The 14515-nt window shown below is 70.0% G+C and carries 15 protein-coding genes; 6 read left to right on the top strand and 9 right to left on the bottom strand.

The annotated features are described in order from the left end of the window. The first annotated feature begins 46 nt into the window (after positions 1-46). On the top strand, positions 47-1201 hold the full coding sequence (locus tag CLU95_RS15745) for a transporter substrate-binding domain-containing protein (RefSeq protein ID WP_099794449.1): 1155 nt from the start codon (positions 47-49) through the stop codon (positions 1199-1201). Between the two features lie 342 nt (positions 1202-1543). After that, the gene (locus CLU95_RS15740; RefSeq protein ID WP_099794447.1) at positions 1544-2197 is read left to right on the top strand and encodes an ANTAR domain-containing response regulator; all 654 of its coding nucleotides are present in this window, start codon (positions 1544-1546) and stop codon (positions 2195-2197) included. Positions 2198-2203: 6 nt separating this feature from the next. On the opposite strand, the gene CLU95_RS15735 is transcribed toward CLU95_RS15740, so the two are convergent. After that, positions 2204-3094, bottom strand: a complete 891-nt coding sequence (locus CLU95_RS15735; RefSeq protein ID WP_099794445.1) for a LysR family transcriptional regulator — start codon at positions 3092-3094, stop codon at positions 2204-2206. A gap of 90 nt (positions 3095-3184) precedes the next feature. On the opposite strand from CLU95_RS15735, the gene CLU95_RS15730 reads away from it, so the two are divergent. Both CLU95_RS15730 and CLU95_RS15725 read left to right on the top strand, forming a co-directional pair. Next, on the top strand, positions 3185-3379 hold the full coding sequence (locus tag CLU95_RS15730; protein ID WP_099794443.1) for a DUF1127 domain-containing protein: 195 nt from the start codon (positions 3185-3187) through the stop codon (positions 3377-3379). 63 nt (positions 3380-3442) lie between these two features. Then, positions 3443-5110, top strand: coding sequence for a hypothetical protein (locus tag CLU95_RS15725; protein WP_099794441.1), 1668 nt, complete (start codon positions 3443-3445; stop codon positions 5108-5110). On the opposite strand, the gene CLU95_RS15720 is transcribed toward CLU95_RS15725, so the two are convergent. From CLU95_RS15720 to CLU95_RS15700, 5 genes are read right to left on the bottom strand one after another with little or no spacing between them, the layout of a single operon-like run. After that, positions 5016-5675: a uracil-DNA glycosylase family protein gene (locus tag CLU95_RS15720; protein ID WP_099794440.1), complete on the bottom strand. Its 660-nt coding sequence runs from the start codon at positions 5673-5675 to the stop codon at positions 5016-5018. The two genes, CLU95_RS15725 and CLU95_RS15720, sit on opposite strands and share 95 nt — an antisense overlap. 10 nt (positions 5676-5685) lie before the next feature. After that, positions 5686-6516: an isocitrate lyase/PEP mutase family protein gene (locus tag CLU95_RS15715; protein WP_099794437.1), complete on the bottom strand. Its 831-nt coding sequence runs from the start codon at positions 6514-6516 to the stop codon at positions 5686-5688. A 57-nt stretch (positions 6517-6573) separates the two neighbouring features. Further along, positions 6574-7959 (bottom strand): L-serine ammonia-lyase, encoded by a 1386-nt coding sequence (locus CLU95_RS15710; RefSeq protein ID WP_180288737.1) that lies wholly within the window; start codon positions 7957-7959, stop codon positions 6574-6576. Positions 7960-7963: 4 nt separating this feature from the next. Further along, on the bottom strand, positions 7964-9133 hold the full coding sequence (locus tag CLU95_RS15705) for a M20 aminoacylase family protein (RefSeq protein WP_099794433.1): 1170 nt from the start codon (positions 9131-9133) through the stop codon (positions 7964-7966). 25 nt (positions 9134-9158) lie between these two features. Next, the gene (locus CLU95_RS15700; protein WP_099794431.1) at positions 9159-10508 is read right to left on the bottom strand and encodes a DUF3100 domain-containing protein; all 1350 of its coding nucleotides are present in this window, start codon (positions 10506-10508) and stop codon (positions 9159-9161) included. A 112-nt stretch (positions 10509-10620) separates the two neighbouring features. Between CLU95_RS15700 and CLU95_RS15695 the strand changes: the two genes are divergently transcribed. Together CLU95_RS15695 and CLU95_RS15690 are read left to right on the top strand one after the other, a co-directional pair. Then, on the top strand, positions 10621-11598 hold the full coding sequence (locus tag CLU95_RS15695; protein ID WP_099794429.1) for a LysR family transcriptional regulator: 978 nt from the start codon (positions 10621-10623) through the stop codon (positions 11596-11598). Positions 11599-11654: 56 nt separating this feature from the next. Next, entirely contained in the window at positions 11655-12113 is a 459-nt protein-coding gene (locus CLU95_RS15690; RefSeq protein ID WP_099794427.1) for a CopD family protein, read from the top strand. A 22-nt stretch (positions 12114-12135) separates the two neighbouring features. Here CLU95_RS15690 and CLU95_RS15685 read toward each other — a convergent pair whose 3' ends face one another. From CLU95_RS15685 to CLU95_RS15675, 3 genes are all read right to left on the bottom strand, one after another. Continuing rightward, a complete protein-coding gene (locus CLU95_RS15685; protein ID WP_099794425.1) occupies positions 12136-12711 on the bottom strand; it encodes a hypothetical protein in 576 nt (191 codons plus the stop codon). Between the two features lie 86 nt (positions 12712-12797). Further along, the gene (locus CLU95_RS15680) at positions 12798-13256 is read right to left on the bottom strand and encodes a VOC family protein (RefSeq protein WP_099794424.1); all 459 of its coding nucleotides are present in this window, start codon (positions 13254-13256) and stop codon (positions 12798-12800) included. Positions 13257-13269: 13 nt separating this feature from the next. Then, positions 13270-14508 carry a CaiB/BaiF CoA transferase family protein gene (locus CLU95_RS15675; protein WP_099794422.1) on the bottom strand — a complete coding sequence of 413 codons (1239 nt, stop codon included), beginning with the start codon at positions 14506-14508 and terminating at the stop codon, positions 13270-13272. Positions 14509-14515 lie beyond the last annotated feature (7 nt).

The following is a 14515-nucleotide window of genomic DNA, read 5'->3' as shown; positions in this document are numbered from 1 at the left end:
ACGGAGGAGCACACAATGAGGGTCCACACCTCCAGGAGACACCCCAGTGGCTGACAGGGACCCTCTTCGCGTCGGCATTCTGTATTCCGAGACCGGCGTCACCTCGACCATCGGCCTGTCGCAGCTGCAGGGCGCGCTGCTGGCCATCGAGGAAATCAACGCGGCCGGCGGCGTCGACGGCCGCGAACTCGTGGGCGTGCGCTACGACCCGCAATCGAACCCCGTGCGCTACGCCCAGCTGGCCGAAAAGCTCATCGTGCAGGACCGCGTGAACGTGATCTTCGGCTGCTACATGTCGAGCAGCCGCAAGGCCGTGATCCCGGTGATCGAGAAGTGGAACAAGCTGCTGTTCTACCCCACGCTGTACGAAGGCTTCGAGTACTCGGGCAACGTGATCTACACCGGCGCGGCGCCCAACCAGAACAGCGTGCAGCTGGCCGAGTTCATGACCACGAACTTCGGTTCGCGCGTGTACCTGATCGGCTCCGACTACATCTACCCCTACGAGTCGAACCGCATCATGGGCGAGCTGGTGATGCAGCGCCCCGGCAGCGAAAAACTCGGCGAGCGCTACGTGGCACTCGACGCCACCGAGAAGGACTACCGCGCGATCATGGACGACATCCGCGACAAGCGGCCCGACTTCATCTTCTCGACGGTGGTGGGCGACTCCACCGCCAGCCTCTACCGCGCGTATGCCGAAGCCGGCTTCGACCCGAAGACGATGCCCATCTCGAGCCTCACGACCTCGGAGGCCGAGATCTCGCAGATGGGCCCGGGCGTGGCCACGGGCCACTTCACGGCGGCACCGTATTTCCAGTCGATCGACTCGCCCGCCAACCAGCGCTGCCTGGCGCGGCTGCGCGCGCGCTTCGGCGACGGCTGCGTGCCCAACCTGTGCTGGGAGGCGTCGTACTTCCAGATGCACATCTTCGCCAACGCCTTCCGGCAAGCGGGCACGGACGGCATCGCGGAGATCCTGCCGCACATCCTGGGCAGCGAGTTCGATGCGCCGCAGGGCCGCGTGAAGATCGACCCGACGAACCACCACACCTGCCTGTACCCGCGCATCGGCCGCGTCGATGCCCACGGCCAGTTCACCATCGTCCGGCAGGCGACGCGTGCGGTGTACCCGGACCCTTACCTCGTCACCCACTCGCTGGGCGACTGGACGGCGCGGCTCGATACGCTGGAGCTCTAGGATGACGGCTTGCCTCTTCATCGGGTCGGTTGTCGCAACGCGCGTGCGTGCACCGAGGCACGACCACGCCGACGCGGTACTCTGCTCCGCGAATGTCCCCCGGCCTGCGGCCTCCTCCTTGATTTCGCTGCGCAGAGCACCGCATCGTCATGATCGTTGTCAGCAGCGGTCGTTGATCGGCGAGCACCCGCAGCGTGCCCAGGGGCGCAGGGCACTGGGTGCTCCCCGCAGCGAAATCAAGGAGGAGCCGAAGGCGGGGGACATTCGCGGAGGGGAGTACCCGGTGTCCTGTGCACGCGCCCCGAAAGCGACCGCAAGAAAAGTCCCCAGGAAGACCTGACCGTGGACAGCACAGCCCCCAAGCGACATACCCTGCGGGTGACGCCACCGCAGCTCAAGGAGCTGCGGCTGCTGAAGATCGCGGTGATCCACCCCGACGACGCAGACGGCCGGCAGCTCACCCAGCAACTGCAGCGCATCGGCTGCCAGGTGCAGGCCTTCTGGCCGCCCGTGCAGCACCTGCCCGAGGGCATCGACGTGGCCTTCATGGCCGTGCTGCCCGACTTCATCAACCTGCGTTTCGAGTGGACCCAGAGCGAGGATGCGCCCGCCGTCATCGCGGTGGTGACGTACGAGAACCCGACCATCGTCGAGGCCGTGCTCGAGATCGGCGCCAAGGCCGTGCTGCCGTCGCCGGTGCGCTCGTTCGGCTTGCTCTCGGCACTGGTGGTCGCACGCGAGGCGCACAAGGAAAGCCGCTCGCTCGCGCGGCGCCTGCGCAAGACCGAGGCCAAGCTGCTCGGCGTGCGGCAGCTGGCCGAGGCCAAGACCATCCTCATGAAGACACACGACGTGTCGGAAGGCCAGGCGCACGACCTGATCCGCGAACAGGCCATGAGCAAGCGCACCACCATGGAAGACATTGCCGCGGCCATCGTCAACGCCAACGAGATTCTTTCGCTCGGCGCGCGCGGCAACAAGCCCGGCGCGGGCTGAACCCCCTCAGAGCTGGCGAAAGCCCGTCAGCACCTTCAGCACGCTCTGCGTGGCACCGTCGAGCACGGCATGCTGGCGGTGCGCAATGCCCACGCGCCGCGTGAGTTTGGGCGTCACCGGCACGATCTGCATGCGGTCGTTGCGCGCCATGTCGGTGGACTTCTGCAGCGGCAACAGCGCGGCGCCATAGCCCGCCGCCACGAGGCTGCGGATGGCCGCGTCGTAGTTGAGCTCGATGCGCGCACGCGGCGCAAAGCCGGCGGCGGCAAACCACTCCATCGTGAGGCGGTACATGTGCGTGGTCGCCTCGTTGAAGATCAACGGCTGCGCCGCGAGCCACGCCGGCGTGACGCGCTTGGGCGCCTTCCAGCGCTGCGGCACGAAGGCCATCATGGGCTGCTCGCACCAGGGCGTGACCACGATGCCGCGCACCGGCGGCTGTGGAATGGCGACGAGGCCGATGTCGAGCGTGCCCGCCGCGAGCCGCTCCATGGCCTCGTACGAGCCCCGAATGCTCACCTCGACGTCGATGCCCGCGTGCTCCGCCCCCAGCGCCTCGAGCACCTGCGGCAGCAGGTCGACCAGCACGCCGGTCGAAGTGCCCAGCCGCACGCGGCCCGTGCGGCCTTCGGCCTGGCGCTTGACGGCCTCCACCGCGTCGTCGGTGTCGCGCAGCAGCTTGCGCCCGCGCTCCACCAAGGCTGCACCGGCCGGCGTGGGCAGAACGCGTCGGCTGCCGCGCACCACCAGCGGTGCACCCAGGCGCGATTCGAGTTCGCTGATGTGCAGGCTCACCGTCGGCTGCGCGAGGTGCAGCGCCTTGGCCGCGGCCGAGAAGGTGCCCAGGTCGGCAATGGCGATGAGCGTGCGCAGTTGGTCGAGGTTGAGCTGTCGCATCAGGAATGCTGATTGAAGGTGTCAGAAATCTCAACTTCCACAATAGCACGCGCCGCCGGAAGATGAGCGCTCCCCTACCAGGAGCCCACCGTGACCGCGCCGAAGCCACCGTCTTTTCATCAACGCCTGCTGCACGCCCTGCACGACTGGCGCCGCCGCGCCGTGACACGCCGCCGCGCCCGCGACGACGTGCAACTGCTGGCGGGCATGAGCGACCACGACCTGCGCGACCTCGGCATCGGCCGCAGCGAAGTGCCCGAGCTGCTCGACCGCAACCGCTACTGATTCACCGAAACGCGCGTGCGGTTTCTTCAGAGACCGCATGCGATTTGAGGTTCAATCCAGGGCGTGCCTTCCATCGCCACCCCTGCCCTTCTTTCCATCGAACTCACTTCGCCGCAGTCCGTCAACGGACGGCGCGCGGCCTTCCAGTCGCTGTGGCTGCTGGTGCGCATGCAACACGCCCATGCCCACGGCGGCGGCAGCGGCGTCGTGCGGCTGGCCGACCTGCGCGGCGAGGTGTCCGACGCCAGCACGCTGCGCATGGTCGTGAGCCGCGCGTTCCGCGACTTCAAGGCCTGGGGCCTCGAGGTCGGCTGGGGCGAAGACCTGCAGCGCGAGCCGCGCTTTCTCAATGCTGAGCGGCGCAGCCAGGGCCCGTTCTGGCTGCCGGCCGCGCAAGCCAAGCGCCTGCGCCTGCTCGTGGACAACCGACCGGCCACCGCCGCCGAGGTGGCGTCGTTCCTCGGCCTGCGCTCACGCAAGGCACAGGCCGCCGGCACGGTGACGCCGCCCGACGCCGTGCACCTGCAGGACGCCGCCTTCTGGAAACAGCTGGTCGCCTCGCAGCAGGCCGCGCGACAAGGCCGGCTGATGTCGCCGGTGGCAGGCGGAAACGGCAACGGCAGCGCGCTCGAAGCGATCCGCCTGGCCGGCACGCTGGCCGCCAGCGATTTCCAGCGCGCGCTCGTCACGCTCAACGAGGCGATGCTGTGGCGCCGGCTCGGCGACAACGAACAGGCACGCCGGCGGCTGCAGGCGCTCAAGAAACAACGGCTCGCACACCACGTGGCGGGCAACGACTACCTCGGCGCGATGGAGTGCATCGTCTCGGCCTGGTGCGCCTACACCGCGCGCGACCTGCCGCTGGCGCAGTCGCTGCTGGGCGGCATGGCCGAAGACCCGGCGCGCGCGCTGGTGCTGCGCCACCACCCCGACGTGCGCTTCGAGTGGTGCAACCTGTGGGCGCTGGCCTGCCGCTCGCGCGCCCTCGCGCTGGCCGCCGACGACCGCCCGGCAGCAGCCGCGCTCGCCGAAGAGTCGCTGCAGCGCTTCGGCGAAGCGCTGGCGGCGGCCTTCGAGTCGCACTCCTTCGACGCCGCGCAGCACGTCGCGGCCAACATGGGCATGGCCGCGTGGCTGTTCGACCGCGTGGGCCTGGGCGACCTGCCGGCGCTCGCGCACGACGGCCACCGGGCCGACACCACGCGCCGCGCGGTGCAATGGATCGCCTTCAGCGAATGGCTGTGCGGCCACACCGACGGCCAGGGCCGCTCGGCATGGAACGCGATCTACCTGATGCGCATCGCACGCGGCCATTGCAAGCCGGAGACGCAGCCCACGCTCGCGCAGTTCCGCGCACAGAAGCCGCTCGACCCCGCCGCCGTCTCGAAGCTCGCGGGCCCGCTCGCCGACGCCTTCGACGCCGCCAACTGGCCCGCGCGCTGGGTCGACGTGGCGCAGGCGCGGCTGGCCGACCACCAGGCTGGGCGACGCCGCTATCCGGGGCTGCAGCAGGGCAGCCTGCTGTTCGAGCACGCGTGGTACGCGGCGCATGCGGGCGACCTGAAGGCGGCCGAGCACTCGCTGGGCCTGCTGCGCGAGGTGCTGCCGCAGCTGGTGCCGAGCGACCGCGCCTACTTCACCGAGTCGTGGAACGACGCGCTGCCTGCGGAGCTGGTGCTGGAGGCGAAGCCGCCGAGGCGGCCGTCGGCCCCTCGGAAGAAGGCACGCTGAGCGCCTGCTGCACGCGCTCGCGCAGCACCGGCAGCACATCGCGCTCGAACCATGGATGGTGCTGGAACCACGCGGTGTTGCGTGGCGACGGATGCGGCAGCGGGACGAAACGCGGTGCGTAGTCGGCAAAGGCTTCGACGGTTTCGGTCACGCCCTTGTGCGTGGTCTTGCCGAGGAAGTGGCGCTGCGCGTACTGGCCGATGAGCAGCGTCAATGCGATGTGCGGCATCTGCGCCAACAGGCGGTCGTGCCACAGCGGTGCGCACTCCTTGCGCGGCGGCAGGTCGCCGCTGGTGCCGCGGCCCGGGTAGCAGTAGCCCATCGGCACGATCGCGATGCGCGCCGCGTCGTAGAACACCTCACGGTCGATGCCGAGCCAGCGGCGCAGCTGGTCGCCGCTCTTGTCGTTCCACGGCACGCCGGTCTGGTGCACCGTGAGGCTGGGCGCCTGGCCGACGATGAGCAGCCGCGCGCTCGCACTCGCCTGCACGATCGGGCGCGGCCCGAGCGGCAAATGGGCCTCGCACGCACGGCAGGCGCGGATCTCGGCAAGCAGCGCATCCACGACGATGAGGCTAGTCGGTGAACGGACGGAAGAAGGCGTTGAGCTCGGTGCCCGGCGTGGCATCGGCAAAGCCGTCGAAGCGGCCTTGCTCGGCCAGCGTGCGTGCAGCGCGGATGAAGCCGCCCCAGGCCGCGCGCGCCATGCCGCCGCCCACGCTCACGCGGCGCACGCCGAGCGCGGCGATGTCCGCCATCGTCAGCTCGCTGGTCGCGCCGACCAGCAGGTTGACCGGCTTGGGCGCGACGGCAGCCACCACGGCCGCGATCTGCTCGCGCGTCTTGATGCCGGGCGCGTAGAGGCAGTCGGCGCCGGCCTCGGCGTACGCACGCAGCCGCGCGATGGTGTCGTCGAGGTCGGGGCGGTTGGCAAAGAAGTTCTCGGCGCGGCCCACGAGCAGCGTGTCGCCACCCGCCGCGTCGATGGCCCGGCGCGCGGCGCGCAGGCGCTCGACCGCGACGTCGATGGGGAACAGCGGATCGTCGGGGTTGCCGGTCGAATCCTCGATCGACAGCCCCGCCACGCCGGTCTCGACCGCGAGGCGCACGCTCTCGGCCACGCCCTGTGCGTCGGCGGCAAAGCCGTTCTCGAAGTCGGCGTTCACCGGCAGGTCGGTGGCGACCACGAGTTCACGCAGGTGCGCGAAGATCTGGTCGCGCGACATGGCGCCGTCGGCATGGCCGCGCGACCACGCGAAGCCCGAGCTGGTGGTGGCCAGCGCCTGGTAGCCCAGGCCTTCGAGGTAGCGCGCGCTGCCCGTGTCCCAAGGGTTCGGAATGACGAAGCAGCCTTGTGCGTGGAGGGCACGGAAGGCGGCGCGCTTTTCGGCGACGGTGCGGGTCATGGGGCCTCGGCTTTCTGTGTTCAAGACAGTGAGCCGGTCATTCTGACGCAGCGTCTGTCAGCACTCCACCACGTTCACCGCAAGCCCCCCCAGCGAGGTCTCCTTGTACGTGGACTTCATGTCCTCGCCGGTCTGCTTCATCGTGCGGATCACCGCGTCGAGCGACACGTAGTGGCTGCCGTTGCCGCGCAGCGCCAGGCGCGACGCGTTGATGGCCTTCACGGCGCCCATCGCGTTGCGCTCCACGCAGGGAATCTGCACCATGCCGCCGACCGGGTCGCAGGTGAGGCCCAGGTTGTGCTCCATGCCGATCTCGGCGGCGTTCTCGACCTGCGCGGGCGTGGCGCCGAGCACGGCGGCGAGCGCGCCGGCCGCCATCGAGCAGGCCACGCCGACCTCGCCCTGGCAGCCGACCTCGGCGCCCGAGATGGAGGCGTTGGTCTTGTAGAGCATGCCGATGGCTGCCGCGGTGAGCAGGAAGTCGACGATGCCTTCGTCACTGGCCTGCGGCACGAAGCGCTGGTAGTAGTGCATCACGGCGGGCACCACGCCGGCCGCGCCGTTGGTGGGCGCGGTGACGACACGGCCGCCGGCCGCGTTCTCCTCGTTCACCGCCATCGCGAAGGCGTTGACCCAGTCCATGGCCGCGAGCGGATCGGCGGCGCCGGCTTGCGCCAGCAGCTCGCGGTGCAGCTCGGGCGCGCGGCGGCGCATGCGCAGCGGGCCGGGCAGCGCGTGCGCGGCCAGCGGGTTGTCGATGCCGAAGCCGCGCTGCACGCACTGCTGCATCACGCCCCAGATGCGCAGCAGGCCCGCGCGCACCTCGGCCTCGGGCCGCCACACGCATTCGTTGCGCATCACGAGGGTGGCCACGGAGATGTCGTGCGCGTGGCACTGCGCCATGAGTTCGTCGCCGGTCGTGAAGGGATGCGGCACGGCGGCTGCAGCGGCTGCCGTTTGCGCCACGGCCTGCCCGCCCTCGACGACGAAGCCGCCGCCGACCGAGAAGTAGGTGCCTTCGGCGAGCACGGCACCGTCGGCCGCGAAGGCCGTGAAGCGCATGGCGTTCGGGTGCTCGGGCAGCGACTCTTCGCCGCGAAAGGCGATGTCGCGCACGCGGTCGAAGGCGATGGGCGTGGTGCCCAGCAGGCTCAGCTGGCCGCTGCGGCGCAGCGCGTCCAGGCGCGGTTGCACGGTCTCGGGCCGCACGGTGTCGGGCGCGTCGCCGAAGAGCCCGAGGATCACGCCCTGGTCGGTCGCGTGGCCGTGGCCGGTGGCGCCGAGCGAGCCGAACAGGTCGACGTGCAGCCGTGCGACCTGCGCGAGCAGGCCGCGCCGTTCGAGCGATTGCGCGAACAGCAGCGCGGCGCGCATCGGCCCGACGGTGTGCGAGCTGGACGGGCCGATGCCGATCTTGAAGATGTCGAAGGCGGAGAGCATCAGCGCATCATGCGACCGGAAGCTGCTGTTTGACCAGCGCCACCCAGTAGGCCGCACCCAGCGGCAGGATGTTGTCGTTGAAGTCGTAGTACGGGTTGTGCACGTTCGGGTCGTTCGGGCCCTCGCCTGCCCCGATGCCGATGTAGGCGCCGGGGCGCTTCTGCAGCATGAAGGCGAAGTCTTCCGAGCCCATGGCGGGCGGGATGTCGGTGTGCACCTGTTCAAGGTCGACCAGGCTGGCCGCCGCCGCGATGGCCGCGTCGGTCTCGGCCGGCGTGTTGACCACGCCGGGGTAGCCGCGGCGGTATTCCAGCGCGACCTTGGCGCCGTGCGTGGCGGCCACGCCGTCGCAGATCTGCTGCATCGCCGCCTGGGTCTTGTCCTGGATGCCGGCGTCGAGCGTGCGCACGGTGCCGCGCAGCACCACGGTCTCGGGAATGACGTTCCAGGTGTCGCCGCCGTGGATCTGCGTGACGCTGACCACGGCCGCGTCGGTGGCACCGGTGCGGCGGCTCACGATGGTCTGCAGCGCGTTGATGAGCTGGGCCGAGATCACCACCGAGTCGATGCCGGTCTCGGGCATGGCGCCGTGGCTGCCCTTGCCGGTGATGACGATCTCGAAGGTGTCGAGAAAGGCCGTCATGGTGCCCTTGCGGATCGCGAAGCGCCCGCGCGGCAGGCTCGGAAAGTTGTGCATGCCGTAGACGGCGTCGGCCGGGAACTGGTCGAACAGGCCCTCTTCCACCATCACGCGGCCGCCGCCTTCGTTTTCTTCGGCGGGCTGGAACACGAAGTGCACCGTGCCTTTGAAGGGCTTGTGGCGCGACAGGTGCTCCGCCGCGCCCAGCAGCATCGCGGTGTGGCCGTCGTGGCCGCAGGCGTGCATCTTGCCGACGCACTTCGAGGCATGCGCCTGCGTGCCCAGCTCCTGCATGTTGAGCGCATCGAGGTCGGCGCGCAGCGCGATGCTGGGGCCGTCGCCGTTCTTCAGCGTGCCGACCACGCCGGTGCCGGCCAGGCCGCGGTGCACGGGCAGGCCCATGAGCATCAGCGCATTGGCCACCACGTTGGCGGTGCGGTGTTCCTCGAAGGCGGTCTCGGGGTTGGCGTGGATGTCGCGGCGCCAGCTGAGCATGCGGGCGCGGGTGTCTTCGGCAATCTCGGGGTCGCGGTACATGGCGTGAATCTCTCGTGGGATGAAATCAGTGGAAGAACTCGGCGATGAAGGTCGCGCCGAGGAAAGTGCCGGCCGTCGCGGTGAGCGACACCACCACGATGCGCCAGCCGAGGCGGCGGAACACGGGCAGGTCTTTGGCGACCGAGAAGCCGGCCAGCGCCAGCACCGGCGTGGTGAAGGCCAAAAAGTTGAGCTTGGCGGTGAGCGCGATGAGCGCGTCGGAGAACGGGAACAGGCCCGGGATGCCGACCACGGTGGCCACCACCGAGAGCACCAGCACCATCGGCAGGCGGGGGACGAAGCGCTTGATGGCTTCGACGGCGCCGGCAATCGCCACCACGGCGAGCACGCCTTCGAGCGACACCAGCACCGGCACCTTGTAGGTCAGGGCATTGCCGATGAGCACGCCGCCGCCCACCACCAGCCAGGCCAGCAGCGTGTCGCGCAGCGAGGTCGGGGCGGCGTGGGCCACGTCGGCGCTCAAGACGTTCGCGCCCGCGTCCACGGCGGCGCCCTGTTGTGCGCCGTGCTTCGAGAAGCGGCCCAGCACCGGCTCCAGCTTGCCGTAGAGCCACGAGCACAGCGGCAGCGAGAGGAACAGCGTGAAGTAGAAGCCGGCCACGGTGGTCAGCAGGTTCGACGCGGCGGCAATTGCCGTGAGCTGCGGCAGCATCTCGGGCGGGCTCTGCGCGGCGATGGCGCCCAGCGCCGCCGCCATCAGGCTGCCCGAGCCCACGCCGGCGCCCATGGCCAGCGAACGCGGGTCGAAGATGTGCAGGCTGGCGATGAAGCCCGCCAGCACCGCGATGAACAGCGCGCCCAGCACGGTGCCGGTGATGTACTCGGCCAGCACGCCGCGGCCTTCAGGCGAGGCCATGCCGTACTTCTCTCCGATGATCACGAGGTTGCCCTCGCGGCCCACCGAGAAGGTGGCGCCCACGGCCTCGCGCTTGATGCCCAGCAGCAGCGCCAGCGGCAGGCCCAGCGCCAGGGTGCCCAGCGCATGGCCGAACTCCTGGAACAGCAGCGCCCAGCCGGCCTGCTTCACCTGCGGCAGCGCGGCGCCGACCGTGAGGCCCAGCTTCACCACGAACAGCAGCAGGCCCGCGTTGAGCAGGCCGCCGGCCAGCGACTGCTGCGCCGTGGCCACGCGCACCACGCCCGGCACGCGCCGGTGCGCGATGCCCCAGGCGGCGGCCATGAGCAGCGCCCACAGCATCGGCAGCAGCACCACCTTGCCGGGGCCGACGCTGAACTGCGTCGGGCCGATGAGTTCAGCCACGGCCACAAGGACCAGGGTGACGACGAGGAGCTTGAGTTTGCCGGTGGCGCTGGAAGGCGCTACGGCTGCAATCGTGGAGGCGGCGGAGGTCATGGGTGGGCGTTTTCGAGGGGTGCCGGCGAGTTTCGGGCTGCGAGCCTCTTGCATCAATGACCGCAAATAAGGATATTCGTTGCATTGAATGCAACACTCGGAGACGACCGCCATGGACGACAAGCTCGACACCCGCCGGGTGCGCTACTTCATGCAGGTGCTCGACAGCGGCTCGGTGCGCGGCGCGGCCGACGTGCTCGACATGGACCCGTCGGCTGTGAGCCGCGCCATCGGCATCCTCGAAACGGAGTGCGGCCTGCCGCTGCTGGAGCGCCACGGACGCGGCGTGGTGCCCACCGACGCGGGCCAGCTGCTGGCCGGCTACGTACGCCGGCAGCAAGGGCAGAAGCAGCACCTGCTGGCGCAGATGGACAGCATCCGCAAGATCGAGAGCGGTCACATCGACATCGTGGCCGGCGAAGGCTATGTGGACTGGCTCATGCGGCACAGCCTGCGCATCTTCATGGCCAGCCACCCGAAGATCACGGTGAACCTCGACGTCGCCAGCACCGACGAGATCGTGCGCCGCGTGATCGAGGAACGTGCCCACATCGGCATGCTGTTCCAGCCGCCGAAGGACGAGCGGCTCACCTCGCATCAGTCGCACGCGCAGCCGATCCAGGCCATGGTGCTGGGCTCGCACCCGCTCGCGCAGCTCGGCCGCCCGCTGAAGCTGGCCGACCTGCTGCCCTACCCCGGCGCCACGCTGCACCGCAACTTCGGCGTGCGCCAGCACATCGAGGCGGCCGAGATCAGCGAAGGTGTGCGGCTGCCCGCGCTGCTGACCACCACCTCGTTCAGCGCGCTGGGCCACTTCGTGTCGGCGGGCCTGGGCTACACGCTGGGCACGCGCATCTCGCTCACGCCCAACGCCGACCACCCGGCGCTGGTCGAGCTGCCGATGAAGAACCCGCTGCTGTCGCAAGGGCGCTCGCACATCGTGTCGCGCCACGGGCGCCTGCTGCCGCCGGCCGCGGCGACGCTGCTGCGGCAGGTGGTGGCGGACATGAAGCGCTATGCCGATTCGATCGCAGGCACGGGCACCAGCAAGCCCCGCGCGAGCACGCGCGGGCGCGGCGCGACGGGTTGAAGGGCATGGGGGCTTGCGTTGCGTGCGCGCACGGTTCGGTGTTCTGATCGGACCCCATGTCCTACCTCGCTCCCCTCTTCATTCACCTGCTGTGCGCCGCCTTCTGGGTCGGCGGCATGGCCGTCATGCACTTCGCGGTGCGCCCTGCCGCTGTCGCCACGCTGGAGCCGCCGCTGCGCCTGCGCATGATGGCCGCGACGCTGCGGCGTTTCTTTATCGGGGTGGACGCGTCCGTCACGCTGCTGTTCGTGACCGGCATCGGTTTGATCCACGCCACCGGCGGCTTTCGCGCCGTGCACTGGCGCGTCGAAGCCATGATGGGCATTGCGCTCGTGATGGCGGCGATTTATGTCTACATCCGCGCCTCGGTGTTCCGCGCGCTGCGCCGTGCGGTGGACGACAGCGCCTGGCCCGTGGCGGCCGCGCGGCTGAACACCGTGCGCCAGCTGGTGACGCTGAACCTCGCGCTGGGCGTGGTGGTGTTCGGGGTGGCGGTGATGGGGCGCGGCGGCTGAGCGCCACGCACCCGACGCGTCTTCAGCGTTCGCCCAGCACCGCGCCGTCCACCGGCTTCTGCAGCCACTGCGCGATGTCCTCGCCCAGCTTGTAGGTGACGACACCGACCATGCTGCAGGTGCTGCGCGGCATGCCGAAGTAGATGAACATCTGGCGCTGCGCCGTGAACTTGGCGGGCGCCGCGCCGTCGCGCTCCAGCGTGCCGCGCAGCTGGACGATCTTGGGGCCGCCGTACAGGCCGCCCGCGTTCGCGAGCAGGTCGGTGATCTCCAGCTTCAGCACGGGCGCGCCCTGCGCGTTGGCGGGCAGCGGCGGTGCGAGCAGGAACTCGTAGGGTTCGAGCAGCTGGTCCTGCACGGCCTGGCGCAGCGAGGCGGGCACGTCGCAGGAGTCGTCCGCCTTCGACAGCGCGACGCCCTTGGTGGTGGTGCCGTAGGCCACGGGCGCCATGAGCACGCTGTTGCGCGCCGTGGCTTCGGGCGGCGGGGGTTCGGGGGCAGCAGGCTGGCGCGTGCCGCAGGCGGCCAGCAGCGAGGCGGCGCCCGCGAGCGCAAGAAGCCGCGCGACAACGCGCGCGGCGAACGAATGTTCGGTCATGTGGAATCCCCCTGAATGATTGTTCTGCGCCGGGTGGCGCGCGCCGATTCTGCGCCCGCAGCGGCGTGCACAAGGCGCCGCAGAGTCTAGGCCGCAGGGCCCTTCAACTCAACGCCATTGCCATCGGGATCTTCGAGGTAGATCGAAGGACCACTGCCCTCGGCCCCGAAGTTGTTCTGCACCTCGCCGTGCACCGGCACGCCGTGCCGCGCCATGCGCGCGCGGATCGCCGCTTCGTCGAAGGGCTCGATGCGCAGGCACAGGTGATCGACGTTGCGGCCTTCGCGCCCAGCCAGCGCGCCGCCCTGGCTACCCAGCTTGCCGTCGTGCGTGACGAGGTCGATGAGGCTGCTGCCGGCGCGCAGGTGCACGAGACCGAGATCGTCGCGGCGTTTCTCGAGCGTGCAGCCGAGCACGTCGCAGTAGAAGGCCATGGCGCGCGCGGCATCGCGCACGCGCAGCACGACGTGGTCGATGCGCAGCACCGCGAACGGCGCTGCATCGGCAGCGGAAACCACAGGAGACGGAGCAGGCGGGCGCGTCATGCCCGCCAGTGTGTCAGACCACCCCGGCGGCGCGCAATGCCTCGAAGCGCGTGGCGTCGACGCCCATCTCGGCCAGCACCTCTTGCGTGTGCTGCCCGAGCGCGGGCGGTGCGCGGCGCAGCACCGGCGGCGTGGCCGTGAGGCGCAACGGACTCGCCACGCCGGTGATGCTGGCGATGCCGTCGCCCGCATCGCGCGGCAGCGTGACGGCCAGGCCGCGCGCCTTGACCTGCGCGTCGTCGAAGGCCTGCGCGATGTCGTTGATCGGGCCGCAGGGCACGGCCTTGTCTTCAAGCAGCGCGACCCAGTCGGCGGTGGTGCGGGTTCGCGTGAGGTCTTCGAGCATCGGGATCAGCACGCCGCGGTGTTTCACGCGCAGCGTGTTGGTCGCAAAGCGTTCGTCGGCGGCCCATTCGGCGTGGCCGGCGGCTTCGCAGAAACGCGCGAACTGGCCGTTGTTGCCGATGGCCAGCAGCATCGAACCGTCTTGCGTCGGAAAGTCTTGATAAGGCGCGAGGCTCGGGTGCGTGTTGCCCTGGCGGCCCGGCGCCTTGCCGGTGTTGAGAAAAGCGCTCGCCTGGTTGGCAAGGATGGCCATGCCCACGTCGAGCAGCGCCATGTCGATGTGCTGGCCTTCGCCGGTGCGGTCGCGCACCTGAAGCGCCGCGAGGATGGCGGTGCTGGCGTACACGCCCGTGAAGAGGTCGGTGAGCGCCACGCCCACGCGCAACGGGCCACCGCCGGGTTCGCCGTCGGGGCGGCCGGTGATGCTCATCATGCCGGTCATGGCCTGGATCATCAGGTCGTAGCCGGCGCGCTCGGCGTACGGGCCGTCGTGGCCGAAGCCGGTCACGCTGCAGTAGATGAGGCGCGGGTTGGCCGCGCGCAGGCTGTCCTGGTCGAGGCCGTACTGCTTGAGGCCGCCGGTCTTGAAGTTCTCGACCACGATGTCGGCCTGCGCCGCCATCTGCTGCAGCAGCGCCTGCCCCTCGGGCGTGGCCATGTCGATGGTGACCGAGCGCTTGTTGCGGTTGCAGGACGTGAAGTAGCTGGCCTGGTCGGTGTCGTGGCCGTTCGCGTCCTTCACGAACGGCGGGCCCCAGGTGCGCGTGTCGTCGCCGACGCCGGGGCGTTCGATCTTGACGACGTCGGCGCCCAGGTCCGCGAGGATCTGCGTGCACCACGGGCCCGCGAGCACGCGGGACAGATCGAGGACCTTGATGCCGTCGAGTGCTGCGGGCTTGGTGCTCATGCGTCGG

Source organism: Variovorax sp. 54, from assembly GCF_002754375.1.
Lineage (GTDB): Bacteria > Pseudomonadota > Gammaproteobacteria > Burkholderiales > Burkholderiaceae_C > Variovorax.
This window is presented reverse-complemented; position numbering and strand designations above follow the sequence as displayed.